This is a genomic window from Kytococcus sedentarius DSM 20547, assembly GCF_000023925.1.
GTDB classification, from domain to species: Bacteria; Actinomycetota; Actinomycetes; order Actinomycetales; family Dermatophilaceae; genus Kytococcus; species Kytococcus sedentarius.
Map to the genome: position 1 here is coordinate 1,716,663 of NC_013169.1, position 23,631 is coordinate 1,740,293.

18 protein-coding genes are annotated in these 23,631 nt (G+C 72.2%); 3 read left to right on the forward strand and 15 right to left on the reverse strand.

Annotated elements, in window-relative coordinates:
- Positions 1-15: 15 nt before the first annotated feature.
- The 3 genes from ftsL to mraZ all read right to left on the reverse strand — a co-directional run bounded on the left by ftsL (position 16) and on the right by mraZ (position 2,375).
- The gene (ftsL, locus tag KSED_RS08145; protein ID WP_143827362.1) at positions 16-732 is read right to left on the reverse strand and encodes a cell division protein FtsL; all 717 of its coding nucleotides are present in this window, start codon (positions 730-732) and stop codon (positions 16-18) included.
- A complete protein-coding gene (rsmH, locus tag KSED_RS08150; protein ID WP_015779624.1) occupies positions 729-1,736 on the reverse strand; it encodes a 16S rRNA (cytosine(1402)-N(4))-methyltransferase RsmH in 1,008 nt (335 codons plus the stop codon). Before rsmH ends, ftsL begins: the two co-directional genes overlap by 4 nt.
- Positions 1,737-1,943: 207 nt before the next feature.
- Positions 1,944-2,375, reverse strand: coding sequence for a division/cell wall cluster transcriptional repressor MraZ (gene mraZ, locus KSED_RS08155; protein ID WP_015779625.1), 432 nt, complete (start codon positions 2,373-2,375; stop codon positions 1,944-1,946).
- Between the two features lie 325 nt (positions 2,376-2,700).
- Between mraZ and KSED_RS08160 the strand changes: the two genes are divergently transcribed.
- Genes KSED_RS08160 through KSED_RS08170 form a run of 3 tightly spaced genes read left to right on the forward strand, consistent with a single transcriptional unit; the run spans position 2,701 to position 7,378 of the window.
- Complete coding sequence (locus tag KSED_RS08160) at positions 2,701-3,657, forward strand: AAA family ATPase (protein ID WP_015779626.1); 957 nt, start codon at positions 2,701-2,703, stop codon at positions 3,655-3,657.
- A 14-nt stretch (positions 3,658-3,671) separates the two neighbouring features.
- Entirely contained in the window at positions 3,672-5,030 is a 1,359-nt protein-coding gene (locus tag KSED_RS08165) for a DUF58 domain-containing protein (protein WP_015779627.1), read from the forward strand.
- Positions 5,027-7,378, forward strand: coding sequence for a transglutaminase TgpA family protein (locus KSED_RS08170; RefSeq protein WP_015779628.1), 2,352 nt, complete (start codon positions 5,027-5,029; stop codon positions 7,376-7,378). The genes KSED_RS08165 and KSED_RS08170 overlap by 4 nt, the downstream gene beginning before the upstream one ends.
- A 102-nt stretch (positions 7,379-7,480) precedes the next feature.
- Here the strand turns inward: KSED_RS08170 and KSED_RS08175 are convergent, their stop codons facing one another.
- The 12 genes from KSED_RS08175 to KSED_RS08230 all read right to left on the reverse strand — a co-directional run bounded on the left by KSED_RS08175 (position 7,481) and on the right by KSED_RS08230 (position 23,619).
- Positions 7,481-9,187 (reverse strand): RNA polymerase sigma factor, encoded by a 1,707-nt coding sequence (locus tag KSED_RS08175; RefSeq protein ID WP_049758657.1) that lies wholly within the window; start codon positions 9,185-9,187, stop codon positions 7,481-7,483.
- Positions 9,188-9,547: 360 nt separating this feature from the next.
- A complete protein-coding gene (locus tag KSED_RS08180; RefSeq protein WP_015779630.1) occupies positions 9,548-9,958 on the reverse strand; it encodes a universal stress protein in 411 nt (136 codons plus the stop codon).
- A 34-nt stretch (positions 9,959-9,992) separates the two neighbouring features.
- The gene (locus KSED_RS08185; protein ID WP_015779631.1) at positions 9,993-11,108 is read right to left on the reverse strand and encodes a DUF4192 domain-containing protein; all 1,116 of its coding nucleotides are present in this window, start codon (positions 11,106-11,108) and stop codon (positions 9,993-9,995) included.
- 108 nt (positions 11,109-11,216) lie between these two features.
- Positions 11,217-11,924: an EcsC family protein gene (locus KSED_RS08190; protein WP_015779632.1), complete on the reverse strand. Its 708-nt coding sequence runs from the start codon at positions 11,922-11,924 to the stop codon at positions 11,217-11,219.
- Positions 11,925-11,979: 55 nt separating this feature from the next.
- The gene (locus tag KSED_RS08195; RefSeq protein ID WP_015779633.1) at positions 11,980-13,026 is read right to left on the reverse strand and encodes a PAC2 family protein; all 1,047 of its coding nucleotides are present in this window, start codon (positions 13,024-13,026) and stop codon (positions 11,980-11,982) included.
- 76 nt (positions 13,027-13,102) lie between these two features.
- The gene (hrpA, locus tag KSED_RS08200; protein ID WP_081439796.1) at positions 13,103-17,281 is read right to left on the reverse strand and encodes an ATP-dependent RNA helicase HrpA; all 4,179 of its coding nucleotides are present in this window, start codon (positions 17,279-17,281) and stop codon (positions 13,103-13,105) included.
- Positions 17,274-17,618 carry a monovalent cation/H(+) antiporter subunit G gene (gene mnhG / locus KSED_RS08205; RefSeq protein ID WP_015779635.1) on the reverse strand — a complete coding sequence of 115 codons (345 nt, stop codon included), beginning with the start codon at positions 17,616-17,618 and terminating at the stop codon, positions 17,274-17,276. The genes hrpA and mnhG overlap by 8 nt, the downstream gene beginning before the upstream one ends.
- Positions 17,615-17,941, reverse strand: coding sequence for an MrpF/PhaF family protein (locus KSED_RS08210; RefSeq protein ID WP_015779636.1), 327 nt, complete (start codon positions 17,939-17,941; stop codon positions 17,615-17,617). The genes mnhG and KSED_RS08210 overlap by 4 nt, the downstream gene beginning before the upstream one ends.
- Positions 17,938-18,450 (reverse strand): Na+/H+ antiporter subunit E, encoded by a 513-nt coding sequence (locus tag KSED_RS08215; RefSeq protein WP_015779637.1) that lies wholly within the window; start codon positions 18,448-18,450, stop codon positions 17,938-17,940. The genes KSED_RS08210 and KSED_RS08215 overlap by 4 nt, the downstream gene beginning before the upstream one ends.
- Positions 18,450-20,027, reverse strand: coding sequence for a Na+/H+ antiporter subunit D (locus KSED_RS08220; RefSeq protein ID WP_015779638.1), 1,578 nt, complete (start codon positions 20,025-20,027; stop codon positions 18,450-18,452). Before KSED_RS08220 ends, KSED_RS08215 begins: the two co-directional genes overlap by 1 nt.
- Positions 20,024-20,611, reverse strand: a complete 588-nt coding sequence (locus tag KSED_RS08225) for a Na(+)/H(+) antiporter subunit C (RefSeq protein ID WP_015779639.1) — start codon at positions 20,609-20,611, stop codon at positions 20,024-20,026. Before KSED_RS08225 ends, KSED_RS08220 begins: the two co-directional genes overlap by 4 nt.
- The gene (locus KSED_RS08230) at positions 20,608-23,619 is read right to left on the reverse strand and encodes a Na+/H+ antiporter subunit A (protein ID WP_015779640.1); all 3,012 of its coding nucleotides are present in this window, start codon (positions 23,617-23,619) and stop codon (positions 20,608-20,610) included. The genes KSED_RS08225 and KSED_RS08230 overlap by 4 nt, the downstream gene beginning before the upstream one ends.
- Positions 23,620-23,631: the final 12 nt, after the last annotated feature.

Genomic DNA, 23,631 nt, shown 5'->3' on the forward strand with positions numbered 1-23,631 from the left:
GTGGTCTCTCGCTGATCAGTCGGAGGCGGGGGTGGACTTCTGGCTGGGCTGCGCGGTGGGCTCGTCGTCGGCCTTCTTCGCCGGCTTCTTCTCGGCGGGCTTCTTCTTGGCGGGCTCGTCCTTCTTGGCCTGGTTCGACTCCTCGCCCTTGTCGTCCTTCTCGTCGGACTCGTCAGCGGGCGCACCGCCCGCCCCGTTGCCCGCGCCGTTGTCCGCCGCCGATGCGGGGGCCTGGGGGGCGGCCTCGGCCTCCCCCAGCACGGCCCCGGTCTCGGGGTCGACGTAGCCCATCGTGCCAGCCGGCACCATGCCCAGCTGCTCGGCGCGCGCCGAGAGCTGCTCGGGGGAGCTCATCTCGTCGACCTGTGCCTCCACGGACAACCGGGTCTCGGTGGCCTGCCGGTGGGAGGACTGGGCCTCGGCGAGGTGGAAGGCCCCCTCGCCGCGGGCGGTGTTGAAGACCAGGGAGGCGACCATGGCCGCGACCACGATGAGGACGCACAGGAGGGCGAACGCCTTGTGCGAGCAGGTGCTGACGTACCCGCGGGCCGAGCGCATGCCGGCCCCGGCCACGCAGCCGACAGCACGGCCCCAGTCCGCCGGACGCAGGGCCGACAGCGACGGGGCCGCCGTGCGCGACGGGCGAGTTCCACGGCCCGGGGCCGGGCGGGTGACACCCCGGCCACGCAGCCCTCGCAGACCCCTCGGGCCACTCCACGGTGCTGTGGTCATCGGTTCCCCCTCCCGGAGGGTCGGTCGGTGGTGCGGGTGCGCTCGGCCACGCGCAGGCGGGCCGAGCTGGACCGGCGGTTCACGGCGCGCTCCCCCTCATCGGGCTGCTCGGCCCCACGCGTGGCCAGGCGCAGCCACGGTGCGTGCTCGGGCAGCTCCACGGGCAGGCCCTCCGGCGCGCTCGAGGTGGCCCCCGCGGCGAAGGCCTGCTTGGTGAGGCGGTCCTCCAGCGAGTGGTAGGAGAGAACGGCCAGTCGTCCGCCGACGGCCAGGTGGTCCAGCGCGCGGTGCACGGTGGTCGCCCAGATGGACAGCTCGCTGTTCACCTCGATGCGGAGGGCCTGGAAGGTGCGCTTGGCCGGGTGTCCCCCGGTGCGCTGTGAGGCCGCGGGCACGGTGCGCTCCAGCAGCTCCACGAGGCGCGCCGAGTCGGTGAACGGCTCGGTCTCCCGCTCTCGCAACACGGCGGAGGCGATCTTGCCGGCGAAGCGCTCCTCGCCGTACTCCTTGAGCACACGAGCCAGGTCGCCGTGGCCATAGGTGTTCAGCACGTCCGCGGCCGATTGCCCGACCGTCGGGTTCATGCGCATGTCCAGCGGGGCGTTGCGGGAGTATGAGAAGCCGCGGCCGACCTCGTCGAGCTGCAGGGAGGAGACGCCCAGGTCGAACAGCATCGACTGCGCGGAGTCCACGCCCAGTCGATCCAGTGCCGGGCCCACCTCGTCGTAGGTGCCGTGGTGGGCCACGAAGCGGTGACCGAACCGGGCCAGTCGCTCGCTGGCGAGCTCGATGGCCTGCGGGTCGCGGTCGATGCCCACCACCCGTGCGTGGCCGAAGCGCTCCAGCAGGGCCTCGGCGTGGCCACCCATGCCCAGGGTGCCGTCCAGGTGCACTGCACCGTCGACCCCGTCCAGGGCCGGGGCCAGGAGGTCGAGGATGCGGGGCAGCATCACCGGGACGTGCCGGGTGCTGGTGGGCGGCTGGCCGTCGGTGGGTGTGGTCATTGCCCCTCCTCTCCTGCAGTGGGTCCGGTCGGTGTCGCGGTGGTCCGGGTGGGTCTGGCGGATGTCTCGGTCTGGGTGGGCGGGTGTCGTGGTCGGGCTGGTCGGCCGGGGTGCGGGCCGGCCTGCTGGGCGGGTCCCCTCCGGCTGCGCCCGGCACCGGGGAAGGTGTGCCGGATGCGGCGCGGCGGGGGCCGGCCCAGCAGGACGTCACAGGAGTCCCGGGACCACCTCCTCCGACTGCTCGGAGAAGGACTGCTCGGTGCTCTCCAGGTAGCTCTCCCACGCGGCGCTGTCCCAGATCTCGGCCCGGTTGCCGGTACCGATCACCGTGCACTCCCGGCTGAGCCCGGCGTACTCCCGGAGCGTCGGCGGGATCACGATGCGGCCCTGCTTGTCCGGCACCTCGTCGGAGGCGCCCGAGAGGAACACGCGCTGGAAGTCGCGTACGGCCTTGCTGCTCACGGGAGTGGACTGCATGGCCGCGGCGATCCGCTCGAACTCCGCCATCGGGAAGACGTAGAGGCAGCGCTCCTGACCACGGGTGATCACCAGGCCGTGGGCGAGCTTGTCGCGGTACTTGGCCGGGAGGAACAGGCGCCCCTTCTCGTCGAGGCGAGGCGTGTGGGTTCCGAGGAACATCGGGGCTCACCTCGTCTCCTGGTAGGGGTGCTTCCGCGCCGGCACGAAGGCCGCTGGAGTCGTCGCTGGATTGGCGCCACCCTACTCCACTTCGCTCCACTTCCAGACCCCTTTACTCCCCGGCGCTCACCCCCCGGCCTTTGCCCCTGTGATACCGGGGATTTCGGATGCCTTGCGGCGCGCCGTCCCGTCACGGCCCGCGACCACTCCGCACAGGGTCCCGACGAGAACACGCCAAATCTCCGTCTCTCACCCCGGAGGGGTGGAGCAAAGTGGGGGACGTGGGCTGCTGCGCCGTGTCAGGGGCGTGAGGCACGATGGGCCCATGTCGACTCCCTTCCCGTCCCGCTCGGTCTCGGACGTCCGGGCCGGCGCAGACGCGCTGCGTCGTGCCGTGTCCTCGGTGGTCCACCTGAACGAGGAGGTGCTCGACACGGTCCTGGTGACCCTGCTGTCGGGCGGACACCTGCTGTTGCACGACGTGCCCGGCGTCGGCAAGACGACCCTCGCCCGCGCCCTGGCCACCGCCAGCGGCGGCAGTGTCGGGCGCATCCAGTTCACGCCCGACCTGCTCCCCGGCGACGTCACCGGCGTGAGCGTCTGGCGCGCCGACCGCAGCGAGTTCGAGTTCCACCCCGGCCCCGTGTTCGCGAACGTGGTGGTCGCCGACGAGATCAACCGCGCCTCACCGAAGACCCAGTCGGCGCTGTTGGAGGCCATGGCCGAGCACAACGTCACGGTCGATGGGGTGACCCGCCCACTGCCGCAGCCCTTCCTGGTCATGGCGACGCAGAACCCCATCGAGATGGAGGGGACCTACGCCCTGCCGGAGGCGCAGCGCGACCGTTTCACCTGCGAGACCTCCCTGGGCTACCCGACCCGCGAGGCCGAGATGGCGATGCTGGGCGAGCAGACCGGGGACGACCCGCTCGCGCAGCTGCGGCCGGTGATGAGCGTGGACGACCTGCACAGCCTGGTGGCCGCGGCCCGGCAGGTCCATGCCTCCGAGGGGCTGCGTGGATACGTCGTCGACCTGGTCGCAGCCACCCGCCACTCCCCCGACGTGGTCCTGGGCGCCTCGCCCCGTTCCTCGGTGCACCTGCTCCGGGCGGCCACCGCCCACGCCGCCCTGCAGGGCCGGGACGCCGCGACCCCGGACGACGTCCAACGGGTGGCGCCGTGGACCCTGCCCCACCGGCTCATCGTGGAGCACGACGTGGACAGCACCGAGCTGGTGCGCCGCATCCTGGGCTCGGTGCAGGTGCACCGGACCGGCGCCTGAGCGGCCCGCGCCCGATGGCTGCCGCCTCCGCCTCCGCGTCGTCCCGTCGGCTCCCCGGATTCACGCTGCGCGGGTGGGTCCTGGTCCTCGCGGGCCTGGTGCTGGTGGGCGTCGGACAGTACTTCGCCCTGGGCGACCTGAGCCGGCTGGGCGTGCTGCTCGTCGCCCTGCCCGGCCTGACCTGGCTGCTCGGACTGGGATCGGTGCGCACGACCCACACGGACCTGACGGCCACGCCGCAGACCCCGCGCGCGGGCGACCCGGTGGGCCTGCGCGTGGCCACCCGCTCGACCGTCCCCCTGCCCGGCGCCCCGGTCGTGACCCACCTCCCGGTGCACGCCACCTGGGGACCCATGGTCGAGCTGGGCACCCTCACGGTGCGCCAGGAGGAGACCGTGCAGGAGGTCACCGTGCGCCCCACCCACCGCGGTCTCTACGAGGTGGGGCCGCTGCTGGTGGACCGCTCCGACCCGTTCGGCCTGACCCGGCAGGCCTTCACCGAGTCCGGTGAGGCGCTGACCGTGACGGTGCTACCCCGCACCATCGACTACCCCGGGACGCGGGTGCGCCGGCTGGTGCAGGACGCCGCCCAGCGCACCGTGACCATGCGCCCCACGACCGATGCGGTGGACGCCGCCGCCGTGCGCGAGTACGGGCGCGGCGACGACGTGCGCCGCATCCACTGGCGCAGCACGGCACGCACCGGCGACCTCATGGTCCGCCACGACGACACCGAGGTGAAGCCCTGGCTGCTCCTCTGCATCGACGAGGGTGCACCGTGGGGTGCCCGCGCCGAGGGCGCGACCGGCGTCTACCCGGGGCCCCCGGCCTTCGAGGCCGCGGTGCGGGTGGCCGCGACCCTGGTGGAGTCCGCGGCCCGCGCCGGGCTGGAGGTGCGTCTGCTCACCGCCGCCGGCCTCGAGGAGGGGCTGCACCAACGCGCTGTGCGCACCGCCGACGCCCTGGCCCACCTGGCCACCGTCGCCCCCAGCGGCCGCCGCCCCGAGGACTTCGTCGAGCACGCCCTGGGCGCCACGCGGGCGGGTGGGCTGCCCTTCCTGGTGACCACGGGCCGAACGCCTGCCGACACCGGCGCCCTGGGTGAGCGCCACCCCCGGCACCCCGGCACCGCGCTGCTCGTGGGCGGGGAGCCGGCCGATGGGGCGTCCGACCACCGTGAGACCGCGGCCTACGCCCTGCGACGGGGTGGGTGGCGCGTGTCCTCCTGGACCGGTGGCGGCGCAGCGGGGGCCGCTGGGCACGACGGCGCACCCGGCCCGTCCACGTTCGGGCCCCCCGGACCCTCCGATGCCGAGGTGCGCCGGGCCATGGACCTCCTGACGCGCGCGACCTCCCGAGGAGAGACCGCATGAGCACCCCGACCCCGCAGGCCGCCCCGCGCCCTCCGCGGGCCCAGTCCCCCGGCGGTGGTCTGCTCCGCCGCCTCTGGGACCGCACCGAGCCCCTGTCGGCCGCCCTGGTGGCCGGCCTGTGCCTGCTGACCATCTGGCCGGCACGCCAGCTCTTCGAGGACGCCGGCTGGTGGGGTTCGGCCATCGTGCTCACCGTGGGTCTCGTGGCCGTCGCCGCCCTGGTGCGTCTGGTGACCGGGTCGCCCGTCCTGGCCTCGGTGGTCCAGTTCGTCACCGCGCTGGTCCTGCTGCTGCGGTCCTCCCTGGCCGACACGCTGTGGGCCGGCATCGTCCCGACACCCCGGACCGCCAGCGCCATCAGCGAGCACGTCCGGGTGACCGGTCAGCTGCTCGCCGAGAGCGCGGCGCCGGTTCCTGCCCACCCATCCCTCACGGTCACCCTCCTGAGCGTCATCGCGCTGCTCGTGCTGTTCACCGATGCGGCGGTCCACACCCTGCGCTCGGTGCTGCTGGGCGCCATCGCCCCACTGCTGGTCTTCGTGATTCTGGCTGCGAACCGCACCACCCACGAGCCGTGGTGGTGGTTCCTGCTGCTCGCCGCGGCCTGGGCCGGCCTGCTCGCACTCCACCACTCCGCCGAGACAGCGCCGGCCTCCGGGCAGGGGCGTGGCATCCTGGGTGCCCCCGGGCGGGGGGCGATGCTCACCACGGCGGCCGCGCTGACCACCCTGGGCGTCGTCGCGGCGCTGGCGATTCCCTCGGTGCTGCCTGAGCGCGAGCAACGTCTGGTCGGCCGCGGCCTGGCCACGGACAGCTCGCTGGCCACGGTCGACTTCACCGAGACCCTCGACCTCGAGGCCGACCTGCGCAGTGACGACGAGCGCCCCGTGCTCCTGTGGCACACCGAGAGCGATTCGCCCGGCCCGCTGCGCATCACGGCCACCAATCGCTTCGCCAACGACCGGTGGTCGCCGCAGGAGGGCCGCGCCGCCGCGGAGGTGTTGCCGGACCCCACGGCCGTGGACGGTGCGGTGCCCGACCGCCTGCCGCGGGTGGAGTGGTCCGGCGAGCTGGATTCCACCGAGGAGGACTTCGCGGTGACCGCCAACGGGATCCCGACCCCCTTCGTGGCGACTCCCTCCTTCCCGGTGGACCTGAGTTCCCCCGTCGCGGTGACGGGTGACCCGATCACGGGTGCGGTGTGGGTCGGCGAGGACGCCAACCGCTATGAGGGCACGGCGTTGGAGCCCACGGTGCCGGAGGAGCTGCCGGACCCCGCCGAGCCCCAGGGGCTGTCGGAGACGTACACCGAGGTACCCGAGGGGCTGCAGGACACGATCTCGCAGCTGAACGCCGAGGTGCTCGACCCCGACGACGCGCCCCTGGACAAGGCCCGGACCATGCAGTCCTTCCTGCGCAACGGGGACTTCGAGTACTCCCTCGACGCCGCCGAGCCGCAGGACGGCGAGTCGATGGTGCAGGCCTTCCTGCGCGAGAAGCGCGGGTACTGCACGCAGTACGCCACCACGATGATCATGATGGCCCGCGAACAGGGCATCCCCGCCCGCATGGCGATCGGCATGCTGCCCGGCGAGCAGACCGCCAGCGACCTGGGCCGCGGGTCCGACGTCGGCCCCGAGCGCGTGGTGCAGCGCAACGACGCCCACGCCTGGCCGGAGCTGTACTTCGAGGGCGTGGGGTGGCTGCGCTTCGAGCCGACCCCCTCCAGCCGGGCCGCTGCGGTGCCGGCCTACAGCCAGCCGGTGGGCGCCGACGCGAGCGCGTCGCCCTCCCCCTCCGAGGCGTCCCCGTCCCCGGCCTCGCCCTCCCCTTCCGAGGCGTCCCCCTCGCCGTCCCAGGCCTCGCCCTCCCCGTCGCCGTCGTCCGCCGAGGACGGCGACGACGAGGGTGGTTCCACGGGCTGGTGGCGGGTGCTGCTGACGTGGTTGGCGGTCCTGCTGGTCGCCGCCCTGGCCCTGGCCTACCTGCCCTGGCGGGCGCGCCAGGCGCGCAAGCGGATCCGCGAGGGCGAGCAGTCGCCCTGGTCGGGCGCGTGGGAGGTGCTGCGCCTGGACCTGTTGGACCGGGGAGTGAGCACCCTGCCCACGGACTCCGTGCGCACCCAGGCCAGTGCGGTGCTGCGACAGCGTCCCGACGTGGACGTCGACACGCTCCAGGAGCTGGCCCACCGAGCCGAGGCCGCCCGATACGCCCGACCGTCCACGGACGCCGGGGACGCCGCCGCGGCCGACACGCTGCGGAAACAGCTGCTGACGTGGCTGGACCACGACGAGTCCGCCGTCGACCGGACCCGCCGGCGGCTGTTCCCGGCCTCCGCCACCCGCTGAGGCCGGGGCTCCGCCGGGTCACCCTGCCCGGGGCGACCCACGCGACAGGGCGCCACCCCCCCATCGGAGGTGGCGCCCTGTGGCGTGCTGTGAGGCCGGGGCTCAGTCCAGGTAGTCCCGCAGCACCTGCGAGCGGCTCGGGTGGCGCAGCTTCGACATCGTCTTGGACTCGATCTGGCGGATGCGCTCGCGGGTCACCCCGTAGACGCGGCCGATCTCGTCGAGCGTCTTGGGCTGGCCGTCGGCCAGGCCGAAGCGCATGGAGACCACACCGGCCTCGCGCTCGGAGAGGGTGTCAAGCACCGAGTGCAGCTGCTCCTGCAGCAGGGTGAAGCTCACCGCATCGGAGGGGACGACCGCCTCGGAGTCCTCGATGAGGTCACCGAACTCGGAGTCGCCGTCCTCGCCCAGCGGGGTGTGCAGGGAGATCGGCTCACGCCCGTACTTCTGGACCTCGACGACCTTCTCGGGGGTCATGTCGAGCTCCTTGGCGAGCTCCTCCGGGGTGGGCTCGCGGCCCAGGTCCTGCAGCATCTGGCGCTGCACGCGGGCCAGCTTGTTGATGACCTCGACCATGTGCACCGGGATGCGGATGGTGCGGGCCTGGTCGGCCATGGCGCGCGTGATGGCCTGCCGGATCCACCAGGTCGCGTAGGTGGAGAACTTGTAGCCCTTGGTGTAGTCGAACTTCTCAACCGCACGGATCAGGCCCAGGTTGCCCTCCTGGATCAGGTCCAGGAAGAGCATGCCGCGGCCGGTGTAGCGCTTGGCCAGCGAGACCACCAGGCGGAGGTTGGCCTCCAGCAGGTGGTTCTTGGCGTTCTTGCCGTCGGAGGCCACCCACCACAGCTCTCGCTTGAGCTTGGCGTCGATCTTGTCACCGGAGTTCAGGCGCTGCTCGGCGAACAGGCCGGCCTCGATCCGCTTGGCGAGGTCCACCTCCTGCTCGGCGTTCAGCAGCGCGACCTTGCCGATCTGCTTCAGGTAGTCCTTCACCGCGTCGGCGGTGGCACCGGCGGTGACGACCTGCTGGGCCGGGGCGTCGTCCTCGTCGTCCGCGCGCAGCACGAACCCGCGGGACTCCGACGCCTCCTCCTCCGCAGCCTTCTGCGGGGCGACCTGCGAGGTCTCGCCGGCCACCAGCTCGACGGTGTCCTTGCCCTCGAGCTTGGCGCGCTCCTCGGCCTCGTCCTCGGCCGCGATCTCGTCCAGCTCCGGCGCGTCGGCCGAGGCGTTGCGGGCGTTGGTCTCCGCCGCGGACTTCGCCGTGGTCTTGGTCGCGGCCTTGCCCTTGGCGGTGGACTTCGCCGCGGTGCCCTTCGCGGCCTTCGTGGCCTTGCGGGTGGTGCTGGCGGTGCCCTTGGCCGGGGTCGACTTGGCGGCCGCGCCCTTGGTCGGAGTCGACTTGGTGGTGGCCTTGCTGGTGGTCGACTTGGCGGTCGTGGACTTGGCCGTCGCGCTCTTGGCGGTCGTGGACTTGGCCGTCGTGGACTTGGCGGTGGTGGCCTTGCTGGTGGTCGACTTGGCGGTCGCGGACTTGGCCGTCGTGCTCTTGGCGGTCGTGGACTTGGCCGTCCGCGAACGCGTCGCGCGCGGCTTCACCCCCCGCTGCACCTGGGCGAGCCGGGCCGCGGTCTCCTGGTCGAAGTGCACCTCGACGCCCTGGGAGCGGAGGTTCTTGAGCAGGCGCTGTGCCTGGGTGGGCGTCAGGTCGGCCCCCTCGATGGCCGCCTGGACCTTGTCGGTGGCGACCTTGCCGTTGTCGACGGCGCGCTCCACGAACTCGATGAGTCCCGGCTTGTCCAACATCTGCTTTCCCAGCACCGCGGTCACAGGCTCGCTCACGGTGGGGTTCTCTGCGGACTTCTCGGAGGTGGGGGGAGTCACGAAGCGGATCCTTCCGGGTGGTATCACGGGCGCGACGAACCACCGGGCACGGAATCATGGGGAGTCGACGAGGTCACCCCGAATGGGTGAGGGTCGATCGATGACGTGCGGAGGAGACGTGCTGAGGGGTTCCGATGGCGGTCCTCCCTCGTCCGCCCTCTCGCCGGGCTGGTGGAACATGACCATTATAAAAAACCACCCCGCGCTCTGTCGCGCGGGGTGGTCCTGAGGGGTCCCGGGCGGCTCCGCAGACCGCTGTGACCGCGATGACTGGAAGGGTCCTCAGACCGCCTTGACCGCGATGACCGGGCACGGCGCCTCGAGCAGGATCCTTTGGGCGTTTGAGCCCAAGAGCAGCTTGCCCACCGGGGTGCGACGCCGCAGGCCGATGACGATCACGGCCTCCTGACCGCTGGACGCGGCCGACTCCGCCACCTCGATGAGGTCCTCCGAGGGCTCGTTGCCGCGGTCGAAGTCCAGTCGCTCCAGCGCGACACCGGCCTCCTCCAAGTCCTTCTCGGCAGCCTCCAGCTCGCGCACGAAGGCCCGGGTGGAGTCCGCCCCCGACCCCTTGCCCGTGCGTGCGGAGTGGACGACCTGCAACGGCTCCTGACGACGGATCGCCTCGGCGACGCCGAACTTCAGAGCGGCGCGGCCCTCGTCCGACGCGATGTATCCAACGATGACTGCCATGGTGGGGTTCTCCTGCAGGTAGTGACCAGTGGGCTCAACGTAGGCGCCCGTTCGTGTCCAGTGCATCACACCCGGCGCTGACCCGGCGGGCCGGGCTTCCCTCCATCGGGATCCCGTGGTGCACCAGCCGCAGCAACAGCCCGCTGAGGGTGTGACCCGGTTCGGCGTCCAGCGCCCGCTCCAGCAGGAAGCGCGCGACGATCCCGTCGCCGTGCCACCACGCCCACAGCCCCGCCAGACAGGCCACCGGCGCCGCACACGTGGTGGGCAGCACGGCGGTCAGCGTCCGCAGGTTCTGCGTCACCGCCCATCCCGTCCACCGGTCCTCGCCGACCACGGAGGCCGGCTCGCCCAGCGCCTGCTCGACCGCGGCCCGCGCGTCGGGGTCCAGGGCCTCCAGGGGCATGCCCCCCGGGGTCAGCCACGCGATGAGCGCGTCACGTACCGGCACCGACCGCGCCGCCCACAGGACCGCCGCGAGCTCCGGCGGCCCGAACTCCGCGGCCGGCTCGTGCACCACGCGCCGCCACTGCTCCAGCGACTCCTTGCGCAGTCGGGTGTTCCCCTTGCGGCCGGTCCAGCGCTTCGTGGCCGCGGCCAGCTCCTGCGGGTCGAGCTGCGCCCCCTCCCCTTCGACCCAGGGCGCCAGCAGCGCCTCCGGGGACTCGTGCACCACGGCCCCCTCGGCGATGAGGGCCGTCGCCGCGGCGGACTCGTGCAGGCTGGGCACCGGCTGCGGCTCCCCGCACTCCAGGTCTCCACACGGGCAGTCCGGGCGCCACCAGGAGCCCTCACAGACCAGGGCCACCCCCATCACGTCGATGCCGGTCTCCGCCAGCCAGTCGGCGGACTGGTGCAGCAGCGCCCCCACGTAGTCCTGGTCCATCGGGTCGGACAGGTAGCCGATGAGGGTGAGCCGCCGCAGGTCGGCGTGCAGCAGGGCCGGCAGCACGCTCTGGACCAGCTCGCGGGCGTCGAGGTGCGCATGGCTCCAGTGGTCCGGCGGCGGGAGCGCCACCCGCTGGAGCGCCACGCGCCCCTCGGGGGTCGGGCACACCAGCACCACCGCATCGGTGGGGGTGAAGCCCGCCAGCAGTGGCACCACGGTGAGCAGGTCGGGGAGGTCTCGGACTTTGGGGATCGTCGTCATGCCCCCATGCCACCGGCCCCGGCCCACCTCGTGGGTGGGGCCGGGGCCGGTGGTGTGGGTGGGCCGTTGCTTTCCCGCGGAGGACGTGGCGACCTGTTGACGAAGCCCTCAGACGCGGGGCAGCTCCTCGCGCGCGTGGTCGAGGATGCGGTTGAACAGGTAGACGTCCAGGGCCGCACCGATGACGCCACCGGCCAGCGGGATCGCCTTGCCCAGGCGGGTCAGCACCTTCTCACCGGTCTGGGCCAGGATGCGGAAGCCCACGGCCTTGTTGACCACCATCAGAGCCGGGGCCGGCAGCTGGCGGCTGGCCAGCGAGGCCAGACGGCCCCCGGAGACCAGGGTGGCGGGGATACCCGCCGAGGTGAGGATGTCCCGGGCGTCGGCGCCCACCAGCGTCAGCAGGATCGCCGAGCGGAGCTCGGGCTGCTGCACGTCGTGGCCACGCAGGTGGGCGATCGCCGCGATGGCGCGGGTCGAGAGCAGGTAGAACTCCAGCACGTTGGCCGGCAGCGCGACCGGCAGGGTGATCAGGCCACCCAGCCCGGTGGCGAAGCCGCCACCAGCGATCTTGCGGAAGTGGTCCTTGGCGATGGCCTTCTCGGCCTTCTCGACGTCGCCCTTGGCGGCGACCAGGGCCTGCTCGGCCACCTTCTGCGCGCCCTTCACCGGGCCGACACCGTCGATGCCGACCTTCAGCAGGCGGTCGGCCAGGCTGTGTGCGGCCTTGTCGAGCAGGCCGGGGTCCTCGGTCTGGGCGGCAGCAGCTGCCCGTCGTTCGAGCTCCTTGTCCTTCTTGGACGAGAAAAAGCCCATCGTTCCTCCTCGGGTGCAGGCGAATACGGTCCGGTGGTCGAATCTATCCGAGAACTCAGCCCCACACCGTCGAACCGCCGCGGCCCGCAGGCGGACCGTCGTCATCGGGGTCCGCGGGGCGGTCGTCGCTGCCGTCGGCGCCCGACTCGTCGTCCGGCTCACCGTCGCCCGGCTCGTTCGGCGCGTCCTCCATCGTGGCGCCGGAGGCCAGCCACTCCTCCAGGTCGGAGGCGATCTCGTCGGGGCTGGGCAGCTTGGCCACGTCGTGCGCGGTCAGGCTGCGGCGCTGCTGAGAGCTCATGAACTCGTCGAACTGCTGCTCCATGGTGCGCACCACCTCGAGCGCCTCAGGGTTGGACTCCACCAGCTCGTCCAGCTCCCGGCGGTTCACCTCGGCCCGCTTCTCCAGGTCGTCCATGGGCACCTCGATCCCGGTGGCCTCCGAGATCGCGTGCAGGGCGGCCACGGTGCCGTCCAGCATCTCCCGGTCGGCCAGGTAGCCCGGGACGTGGATGGCGAAGCCGATGGTGTCGATCCCCGCCTCCGCGAAGCGCACGTGGGCCAGGCCGTCGACGTGGCCAGGGACCTGCATGGTGCCGAACACCGATGCGTGATCGGCGATGAGGCGCTCGTCCGAGGCGTAGGCGGTCAGCCCGGTCGGCCGCGTGTGGGGCACCTGCATGGGCGCCCCGTTGGCCGAGACCAGGGTGCGGACGCCGAACTCCTGCGCCAGCATCAGCAGGGCCATGAGGAAGCGCTCCCACTGGTAGTCCGGCTCGGGGCCGTTGAGCAGCAGGAAGTGGCGCCCGTTGGGGTCGGTGACGCGGTGGACCACCAGGCTCGGCATGTCCACCGAGATGTAGCGGTCGCGCTGGAAGGTCAGCAACGGCCGGCGGGCGCGGTAGTCCAGCAGTGCGTCGACGTCGAAGGACGCGACCACCCGGGACTCCATGGTGGAGAGCACGTGGGCCACCGCGTTCTTCTCGACGTCGCCGGCATCGACCAGTCCCCCGGTGGCCAGCCACAGGGTGTCGGTCCGCACCGACCGGGGGTCGATGTCGGCCGGGTCCTCGATCCGGAACAGCTCGCTGGGGTCCTGCACGGGGGGTCCTCCCTTGTGGATGCGTGGTGCCACGATAGGCGGCGCACCGCCTGGTGGCGCGGGCGACCGTGTGGGGTCAACGCCCCGCGCCGCGGCTCTGTTCCAGTGCCTTCTCGACGGCGTCCATGGCCGCGTAGATGCGCTTCTCGCTCACGGCGTGTGCGGTCCCGAGCTGCTGGGCGAACAGGCTGACCCGCAGCTCCTCGGTCATCCAGCGCAGCGCGCGGACGTCCGGCCGCAGCCGCTCCAGCTCGTCCAGGCCCGCCAGCAGGTCGGCCCGCTCGCGCTCCACGGTCTGCACCACGGCCAGCCGCTCGGTGTCCCGCGCGAGATCCGTCGGTGCCTTGGCCGCCCGCTGCTCCATGGCCTGCAGGTAGCGAGGCAGGTGCCGCACCTGCTCGTAGCCGGCGTGGGTCAGGAAACCCGGGTGCACCAGCCCCCGCAGCTGGGCGGTCAGGTCCTCCCGCAGCGGCGCCAGGCGCGGTGCCGTCATCGACTCCACCGCGCGCTCCACGGCCGGCACGCCCGCGAGCACCTTCCCGGCGGCGCCCACCATCTCCAGGATGCGGGGCGCGGCCTGCTGCACGGCGGTGGCCTGCACCTGCTCGAAGGCCTCCCGGGTGCGCACCGTCCCGGCCGCGGCCAGGCGCTCGGCGATCACCGAGTCCACCGCCGCCGCCAACGCGTCCTCCAGCAGGGCCTGGGTGGAGCCGTGCGGCGCGGCCCCCAGGGCCAGCTTGGTCTGGTTGTCCACGCTGCGCAGGATGCGGTTCCACGGCGGGTTGAAGCCGGCCAGCACCAGGCGGCGCAGGCCGAGTGCGTGCTCGTGGGCCGCCTGGCGGGGGTCGGCGAACACCTGCACCCCGGCCGTCGTCCCCTCGTCGACCAGGGCGGGCCAGCCCTGCACACCGCCGTCGTCGAAGTGGGCTGGCAGCTCGTCAAGGGTCCAGCTGGTCAGCCCCGATGCGGTGAGTCCGGCCGCCGCTCCCGCCACGGCCTCCTGCAGCGAGCCCGCGAGCTGCGCCTGCAGGGCCGTCAGGTCGTTGCCCTCGGCGAGCACCGTGGGCCGCTGGCGCGGCCCGCGTCGGCCGCGGGACCCCTTGCCGCGCGGGGCACCGCCTCCCGCGCCCTTCCCTCCCGGGACCCTGCCGCCCTCGCCCGGGGCGTCCTCGGTGACCCGGAAGGTCATGCGCAGGTGTGCAGGGACCGCGGCGGTGTCCATGTCCGCCGGGTCCAGCGGCGTGCCGGTCCGCCGCGTCAACGCACCGGCGAGCGCGGCAGCGAAGGTGCCGCTCCCCCGCATCGGCTCCGTCGCGGTCCCCGTGGGCGCGTCGGCGAGTTGCTCGGACAGGTCCTTCAGCGCCGCCGCCGCGTGGTCCGGCGCGGGTACGAAGGACCGGCGCACCGCCTTGGGCAGCGAGCGCAGCAGGGCCACCGCGAGCTCCTCGCGCAGGCCGGGCACCTGCCAGTCGAAGCCCTCGTCGCGCACCCGGTTGAGCTGGCTGAGCGTCAGGTGGGCCGTCACCCCATCGGCCTCGGTGCCGGGCTCGAACTGGTAGGTGAGGGGCAGCTCGACGTCACCCTGCACCCAGGTGGCCGGGAAGTCCGCGAGGTCCACACCGCTGGAGTCCTCGCCGACCACCTCCTCGACCGAGAGGTCCAGCAGGTGCGGCTCCGTGCGGCGGTGGGACTTCCACCAGCTGTCGAAGTGCGCGGCGGAGACCACCTCGGCGGGCAGGCGCTCGTCGTAGAAGGCGAACAGGGCCTCGTCGTCGAGCAGGTCCCGGCGCCGCGAGCGGGCCTCGAGCTGCTCCACCTCGGCGAGCACCTTCTTGTTGTGCCCCCAGAAGGCGTGGCCGGTCTGCCAGTCCCCCTCCACCAGCGCGTGCCGGATGAAGAGCTCCCGCGCCAGCGGGGCATCCACCGTCGCGAGGCCCACCTGCCGCCCGGCGACCAGCGGGATGCCCAGCAGGGTCACGCGCTCGTCGGCCACCGCCGAGGCCCGCTTGGCCGACCAGCGTGGCTCGGAGTACTGCCGCTTCACCAGGTGGTCGGCGGCCTCCTCCACCCACGCGGGGTCCACCGTCGCGTTCGTGCGGGCCCACAGGCGGGTGGTCTCCACCAGCTCGGCGGACATGATCCAGTCCGGGCGGGTGCGGAACAGCCCCGAGCCGGGCTGGATGGAGAAGTGCGCCCCGCGGGCGCCCAGGTAGTCCCGGGTCTCCCGGTCGCGCAGGCCCACCTGGCTCAGCAGCCCGGGCAGCAGGCTGCGGTGCACCACCTCGGCCTTCGCAGGGTCCACCGGCGCGAAGCCGTGGTCGCGCTGGCGGGTGCGGTCGGACTCCAGGCCCAGCGAGGAGTCCTGCCAGCCCAGGCCCTTGACCACGCTGCGCAGCTGATGGTGTACGTCCACCCACTCCCGCAGGCGCAGGTAGTGCAGGAACTCGGCACGGCACAGCCGGCGGAAGGCCGAGCCGGAGAGGCTGCCCTTGCGCTCCCGGGCGTACTGCCACAGGTTCAGCAGGGCGACGAAGTCGGAGTTCTCGTCCTTGAAGCGGGCGTGCAGCTGGTCGGCGCGCTCGCGCTTCTCGGCCGGCCGCTCCCGCGGGTCCTGGATGGACAGCCCGGCCACGATCACGAGCACCTCGGCCAGCGCCCCGCGGCGGTGGGCCTCCAACAGCATCCGCGCCAGGCGGGGGTCGGCGGGGATGGAGGCGAGCTCGCGCCCCTCGGGGGTCAGCGTCACGACACCGCCGCGGGAGGCGGTCTCCCGGGTCACGGCACCCAGCTCGTGCAGCAGGCGCAGGCCGTCGGTGATCTGGCGTGGGTCCGGCGGGTCGACGAAGCCGAAGCGCTGCACGTCCCCCAGGCCCAGGTGGGCCATCTGCAGGATCACGCTGGCCAGCGAGGTGCGCTGGATCTCCGGGTCGGTGAACTCGGGGCGGGCCTCGAAGTCCTCCTGCGAGTACAGGCGGATGCAGATGCCCGCGCTCACGCGCCCCGAGCGTCCCGCCCGCTGGTTGGCCGAGGCCCGGGAGATCTTCTCGATGGGGAGGCGCTGCACCTTGAGCCGTTGGCTGTACCGCGAGATGCGGGCCGTGCCGGTGTCCACCACGTACCGGATGCCGGGCACGGTCAGCGAGGTCTCCGCGACGTTGGTGGCCAGCACCACGCGCCGCGTGGAGTGGGGGGCGAAGACGCGCTGCTGCTCGGCGGAGGAGAGGCGGCCGTAGAGCGGGACGATCTCGGTGCCGGGCAGCTTCAGCCCCTCCAGCGCCTCGGTCGCGTCACGGATCTCCCGCTCCCCGGAGCAGAAGACCAGGATGTCGCGATCCTGCGGGCGGGGGTCGTCCGGGCCGATGACCTCGGTCCACAGCTCCTGCACGGCCTGGCCGATGCCGGTGACCTGGTCGATGTCGTCCTCGCCGTAGACGGTCTCGTCGTAGCCCTCGGGGTCGGCCAGCGCGGCAACGTTCGACGTCTCCTGGAGGCTGAGGGGCCGGTAGCGGATCTCCACCGGGTAGGTGCGCCCCGACACCTCGACGATGGGGGCAGGGTTGCCCTCCGCGTCCGCGAAGTGGTGGGCGAAGCGCTCGGGGTCGATGGTCGCCGAGGTGATGATCACCTTGAGGTCGGGCCGCCGCGGGAGCAGCTGCTGCAGGTACCCGAGGATGAAGTCGATGGTGAGGCTGCGCTCGTGGGCCTCATCGATGATGAGGGTGTCGTAGGCCCGCAGATCCCGGTCGAACTGCATCTGGTTGAGCAGGATGCCGTCGGTCATCACCTTCACGAGCGTCGTGGGGCTCGAGAGGTCGGTGAAGCGCACCTGGTAGCCCACCGGCCCCTGCGGGTCCTCGAGCTCGACCCCGAGCTCGTGCGCGATGCGGTCGGCCACCGACCGGGCGGCGATGCGGCGGGGCTGGGTGTGGCCGATCATCCCGGTCACGCCACGGCCCAACTCCAGGCAGATCTTGGGCAGCTGGGTGGTCTTGCCCGAGCCCGTCTCGCCGGCCACGACGACCACCTGATGATCGCGGATGGCGGCCGCCAGGTCGTCCTTGCGGTCGACCACAGGCAGGTCTGGCCAGCGCAGGGCCGGGACGGACGCGCGGCGCGCCTCGACCTGCTCGGGGGTCAGGCGGCGCGGGCCACGCCGGGTTCCCCGGCCGCGGCCGGACCGCCGCTGCCCCCGGCCACCACCGGAACGGCGCTTTCCGGCGCCCCGGGGGCCACCGGAACGGCCCTGCTCAGTCATCGTCTCGGGCGTCGGCGGACACCCCGGGGTCCTCGTACAGCGGCAGGCGGACCTGCCCGGTGCGCAGCGCGCCGCGCCCGATCATGTGCGCCGCCACCGGCGCGGTGAGGAACTGGAAGAGAACGGCCAGCACCAGGGCGCCCCACACGGGCCACTCCCGCACCACCAAGCCGAACCCGATGGCCATGAGCACCAGGCCCATCGTCTGCGGCTTGGTGGCCGCGTGCATGCGGGTCAGCACGTCGGGGAAGCGCACCAGACCGATCCCGGCCACCAGCGACAACAGGGCGCCCACCAGCAAGAAGGAGGCGCCGGCAATCTGCAGGGCGTCGTTCACGAGGGCCTCCCGTCCGCGGACATGTCCACCCGCTCGTCCCGAGCCCACCCGGTGTCCCGGTCGCGGGCGGCATAGCGGGCCGCGGCCACCGCCCCCAGGAAGACCACCAGGGACAACGAGACCAGCAGGGTCACCGCCTGCGCCAGGCCCCACCAGGCCCCCATGAGACAGAAGAAGCCCAGCAGGATGCTGACCAGCAGGTCCGAGCCCACCATCCGGTCCAAGACTGTGGGGCCGCGCACGATGCGCACCAGGGCCAGGGCCGAGGCGGCGATGAGGGCCGCCGCGGCGCCCCACATCAGCCACGTCGCGATCTCGTTCATCGGTCCTCCCGGCGGTAGTCGGCGTCGAAGGCGGCCAGCACCCGGCGCTCCTGGGCCAGGCAGTCCTGCCGCAGGCGCTCGGCGTCCTCCTCCGAGCGCACGCCCAGGCAGTGCACGTGGGCGATGCCGGTGGCGTCGTCGAGGTCGATCACCATGGTGCCCGGCACCAGCGTGATCAGCTCGGAGGTGATGGTCTGGAAGAGCTCCTCCTCAGCCTGGAACTGCACCACCACCATCGCGGCGTCCGTCCGCCGCCCCGGCAGCACCGCCAGCAGCGTCACCTCCACGACGGCCCCCACCAGGTCGCGCAGGAAGACGGCCACCAGCACGACGAAGGACCAAGGGCGGAAAGTGCCGTTCACCCGCATCCGGGGCAGCGGCGAGGCCAGCGAGACCATGAGCCCCAGGGCGAGACCACCGAAGATGATCATCGGCGAGTAGGAGCCCCAGGCGATCATCCACACCACCACGAGCCACAGCAGTGGGAACAGCTGGATGCGGCGCAGCATCAGTGGTCACCGCCCTTCGGCTCCGGGTAGTTCTCCGCCATCGCGTCCGCGGCGTCGGAGACGGCCGTGAGGTAGCTGTGGCGGTTCACCAGGTCCCCCGCGGCCCGCTCGGAGATGCCGTAGATGGGGCCGGCGAAGACCGTGAGGCCCAGCCCGAGCAACACCATCGTGCCGGTGGGGACGAACAGGCCGGGGCCGATGCGCTCGGCCCGCTGGCCCATGCCCTCCTCCTTGCTCTCGGCGCCCCAGAAGGACTTCGCCCAGGTTTTGGCGATGGCGTAGAGCGTCAGCACGGAGGTGACCACACTGCCGACGATGAGCACCCACATCATCTCCGTGCCGATCTGCGCGGCGGCCCGCATCAGGCCCACCTTGCCGATGAAGCCGGAGAAGGGCGGGATGCCGGCGAGGTTCATGGCCGGGATGAACCACAGCACTGCGAGCCACGGGGCCGTGCGGATGAGGCCGCCGAGCCGGTCCAGCGTGCTGACCCCGGTACGCCGCTGCACCATGCCCGTCACCAGGAACAGCGTGGCCTGGATGAGGATGTGGTGGATGACGTAGAAGATCGCGGCGGCGATGCCGGCAGCCGTGCCGATCGCCAGACCGAAGAGCATGTAGCCGATGTGGCTGACCAACGTGAAGCTGATCATCCGCTTGACCTCGGTCTGCGCCACGGCCCCCAGGATGCCCACGACCATGGTCAGCAGGGCGGCCCACAGCAGCAGGTCCTGCAAGATCCCGCCGGGGAAGATCAGCGTCTGGGTGCGGATCATCGCGTACACGCCCACCTTGGTGAGCAGACCGGCGAAGACAGCGGTCACCGGGGCCGGGGCCGTCGGGTAGGAGTCCGGCAGCCAGCTCGACATGGGGAACACCGCGGCCTTCACCGCGAAGCCCACCAGCAGCATCGACTGGAGCAGCACCTGCGTGCCCTGCGGGAGGTCCCCCATCCGCTCGGCCACCTGCGCGAGGTTCACCGTGCCGGTGGCCGTGTAGACCATCGCGACGGCGAACAGGAAGACCGTGGAGCTCAACAGGGAGACGAAGGTGTAGGTGACACCGGCCCGCACGCGCGAGGCGGTGCCGCCCAGGGTCAGCAGCACGAAGCTCGCGCCCAGCAGCACCTCGAAGCCCACGTACATGTGGAACAGGTCGCCGGAGACGAAGGTGGTGGCCACGCCCGCGGCCAGCACCAGCAGCGAGGGGTGGAAGATCGGCAGCGGTGCCTTGCCCCCGGCCTCCTGGTCGAAGGACTCGCGCCCCTCACCGTTGGAGTACCAGAGCACCCCGAGGATCACGGTGAACCCCACGATCAGCATCAGTGCCGAGAGGCGGTCGACCACCAGGACGATGCCCTCGTAGGGGATCCACGCCGCGGTCGGCACCACCTGCGGGCCGTCGGTGTCAGCCGCCCAGAGCAGCACCACCGAGCCCACGAGGCAGGCGGCCACGACGGCGGTGGAAATCACGCGCTGGACAGTGGTGTGGCGGCCAGCCGCCAGCGTCACCGCGGAGGCCAGCAGCGGCAGCATCACCAACAGCGGGACGATGAAGGAGACGTTGAGGTCGTTCACCGCGCACCTCCTGTCGTGTCCACGGGCGGTTGGTCGTCGTCGCGGGGCTGGAAGGCCCGGCTGCGGTGGCGGCGGATCTCCCGGCGGCGTTCGCGGAAGCGCCGCACCGCCTGCTCCATGTAGTGGTCACCGGTGTCGTCGACGTCGTCATCACCGATGTCGTCCGGGGTGAGGTCGTCGTCGCCCTCGAAATCCGAGCCGGACATGTCGGCCCGGTCGGCCCGCAGCACGATGCGCAGGTCCTCGGGGTCGTGCGTGACCCGGTCGGTCCCGCTGAGCTGCCAGGACCGGTGCGCCAGGGCGAGCAGGAACGAGACCAGACCCAACGAGATGACGATGGCGGTGAGCATCATCGCCTGCGGCAGCGGGTCGGCCATCGCGGCGGACGGCACCTCCTCGATCAGCGGCGGCTTGCCGGGAGGACCGGACGCTGCCAGGAAGAGCAGGTTCACCCCGTTGCCGACCAGGATGAAGCCCAGGAGCATCCGGACGATGGAGCGCGCCAGCATCAGGTAGACCCCGGCGCCGGCCAGGACGGCACCGGCGACGATCAGGGCGAGGGAGGGGGCCATGGCCTCGCTCATGCGTCGACCTCCGGGCGCTCGATGGGACGTTCGGTGTGGCGCAGGCCGTAGCGGACGAACTCGTCGTCGGCGTGGCGGCTCAACGCATCACGGTCGCCGTCCCCGCGCTCGCTGGCGATCTGCTGGTCGACGCCGTCACCCAGGCTGGTGAGCAGCCCGACGCCCATGCCGAGCACCACCAGGTAGACGCCGATGTCGAAGAAGGCGGGCGTCACCAGGTGCAGGTTGCCCAGCACCGGGATGTCGAGGTCGAAGACCCAGCTCTGCAGCGGCTCGCCGCCGGCCATCATCCCCAGCACGCCGGTGGTGACGGCCAGGAAGAGACCGCCGCCCATCAGCGTGCCCGAGAGCACCGGCGCGGCCGCGCGCAGCTCGTCACCCTCACCGGCGAGGTAGCGGACGGTCAGGGCCAGCGTGGCGATGAGGCCGCCCGCGAAGCCACCGCCGGGGGCGTCGTGACCCACCAGCAGGACGAACAGGCTCCAGACCAGCATGCCGTGGAAGATCAGGCGGGTCACGACCTCGAGCACCGCCGAGCGACGGGTTGCCTTCATGCGGCTCGCGTCGGCCAGCCAGCGGCTGCCCTCGGTGTCGGGCTCGTGGTGGACCGCACGGCGGGTGCGGGACACCGAGGCGGCGGCGCGGGCGGTCTCCAGCACCTCCTCGCGCAGGAAGACCAGGCTGGCCACACCGGTGGCGCAGACGAGCACCACAGCGATCTCACCCATCGTGTCCCAACCTCGGGTGTCCACGAGGATCACGTTCACGATGTTGTGCCCGCCGCCCTTGGTGTAGGCGGTCTCGAGCAGCCCCCCGCTCGCCGGCGGGTGCATGCGCGAGGCCGCGGCCACCAAGGCCACGATCGCGAGCACCCCGGCCACGCCCACCGCGATGACGATGCGGGCGGCGCGCTCGACCGTGCGCGGGGTGTCGGGGAAGCGTCCGGCCATGCGTCGCAGCACCAGGATGAAGATGACGATGGAGATGCTCTCCACCATCAGCTGGGTCAGGGCCAGGTCCGGCGCGCCGTAGAGCATGAACAGTGCCGCGGTGCCGTACCCGGTGACACCCACCAGGATCACCGCGCGCAGGCGGCGGGTGGACAGTGCACCCCAGACGGCCGCGGCGATGGTGACCAGCGCGACGCCGAGCTGCGCCCACGAGTCCATGAGCGTGAACTGCGTGGGGAAGGGCACCTCCTGGAACACCAGCACCCCCACCGGCACCGCGATGGACACGGCGAAGACAATGCCGAGGGTGACCGGCAACGAGCCGCGCTGCGATGCACCGGTGACCGAGAGCGCCAACCGGTCGACCGACCGCATCGAGAGGAGGAACGCACGCTCGGCACCCGGCAGGTCCAGGGCGGCCACCCCGCGCTGGAAGGAGTTGATCTGGCGGCGTCGCAGGTGCAGCAGCACACCGACGGCGAAGGTGAGCGCCGTGAAGGCCAGGACCGGGGTCCACCCGTGCCACAGACCGAGGTGCAGCGGGTGCTCCGAGGCGGCCCACCAGCCGGAGTAGTTGCCCAACCACGGCTCGAGCACCGTCTTGCTGGTCAGACCCAGCACGATCGTGCACACGGCCAGCAGGGCGGGGCTGAACTGCAGGAAGAAGCCCGGGTCGTGCACCTCGGTGAGCGGCTTGGTGCGCTGGGTGCGGAAGGCGCCCCACAGGAAGCGGGCGGAGTACGCGAAGGTCATCATCGAGCCGACGAGGATGAACACGAAGGTGACGCCCTCGACCGTGAACCAGCCGTGCTCCACCGGGTTGAAGACGGTGTAGGCGCCCTCCTTGCTCACGAAGCCCAGCAGCGGAGGCACACCCGCCATCGAGGCCGCGGAGACGCAGGCGGTCGCGAACAGCACCGGCATGCTTCTTGCCAGCCCCGAGAGGCGGCGCAGGTCACGCGTGCCGGTGCAGTGGTCGATGGCGCCGACGACCAGGAACAACGAGCCCTTGAACAGGGCGTGGGCCACCAGCAAGGTCAGTCCGGCCAGCGCGGCGTCCTGGGTGCCGTGGCCGACGACCAGCACGAGGAAGCCCAGCTGCGAGACGGTGCCGTAGGCCAGGACCAGCTTGATGTCGACCTGCCGCAGGGAGCGCCAGGCCCCCAACAGCATGGTGGGGCCACCCAGCAGCAGCACCGTCCACTTCCACACGTCCAGGTCCGCGAAGGCCGGGGCGAAGCGGGCGATGAGGTAGATGCCCGCCTTCACCATCGCCGCGGCGTGGAGGTAGGCGCTCACGGGGGTGGGCGCGGCCATGGCCCCCGGCAGCCAGAAGTGGAAGGGCACCATCGCGGACTTGGTGATCGCGCCCACCAGCAGCAGCACGACCGAGGCGGTCACCAGCGGGCCGGCCTCGGGCGGGTGGGCCATCAGCGCACTGATCGAGTAGCTGCCGGTCGCCTGCCCCAGCCCCACGATGCCGACGAGCATGGCCAGGCCGCCGCTGGCGGTGATGATCAGCGCCTCCATGGCCGCGGAGCGCGAGTGCCGGGAGGTGATGCGGTGCCCGATCAGCAGGAAGGACAGCACCGACGTGATCTCCCAGAACACGTACAGCACCAGCATGTTGTCGGTGGTGACCAGCCCCAGCATCGCGCCGGCGAAGGCGGTCAGGGAGCCGGCGAACAGACCCAGGCCCGGCTCGTCGTCCTCGAAGTAGCCGACGCAGTAGATGAGCACCAGCGTGCCGATGAACACGACCACCATGGCCAGCACCCAGCTGAGGGAGTCCAGACGGAAGTCGAGGTTCATGCCCAGCTGGTGGACCCAGGTCCACGACTCGGTGACCGCCGGCGGCAGCCCCCCGGCGCCCTGGCCGACCTCGTGGTGGGGGTGGTCGGTCGATCCCGCGTGGACCGCCGGCGCCTTGGCCACGAGGTAGACCACGGAGGCCAACGAGGGCAGGGCCAGCGGCAGGAAGGCCTTCGATCCCAGCGCGCGCACCAGCATCGGAGCGCACAGGGCGGCCACGAGGTGCGCCAGGATCAACGCGAGCACGGGCACCCCCTG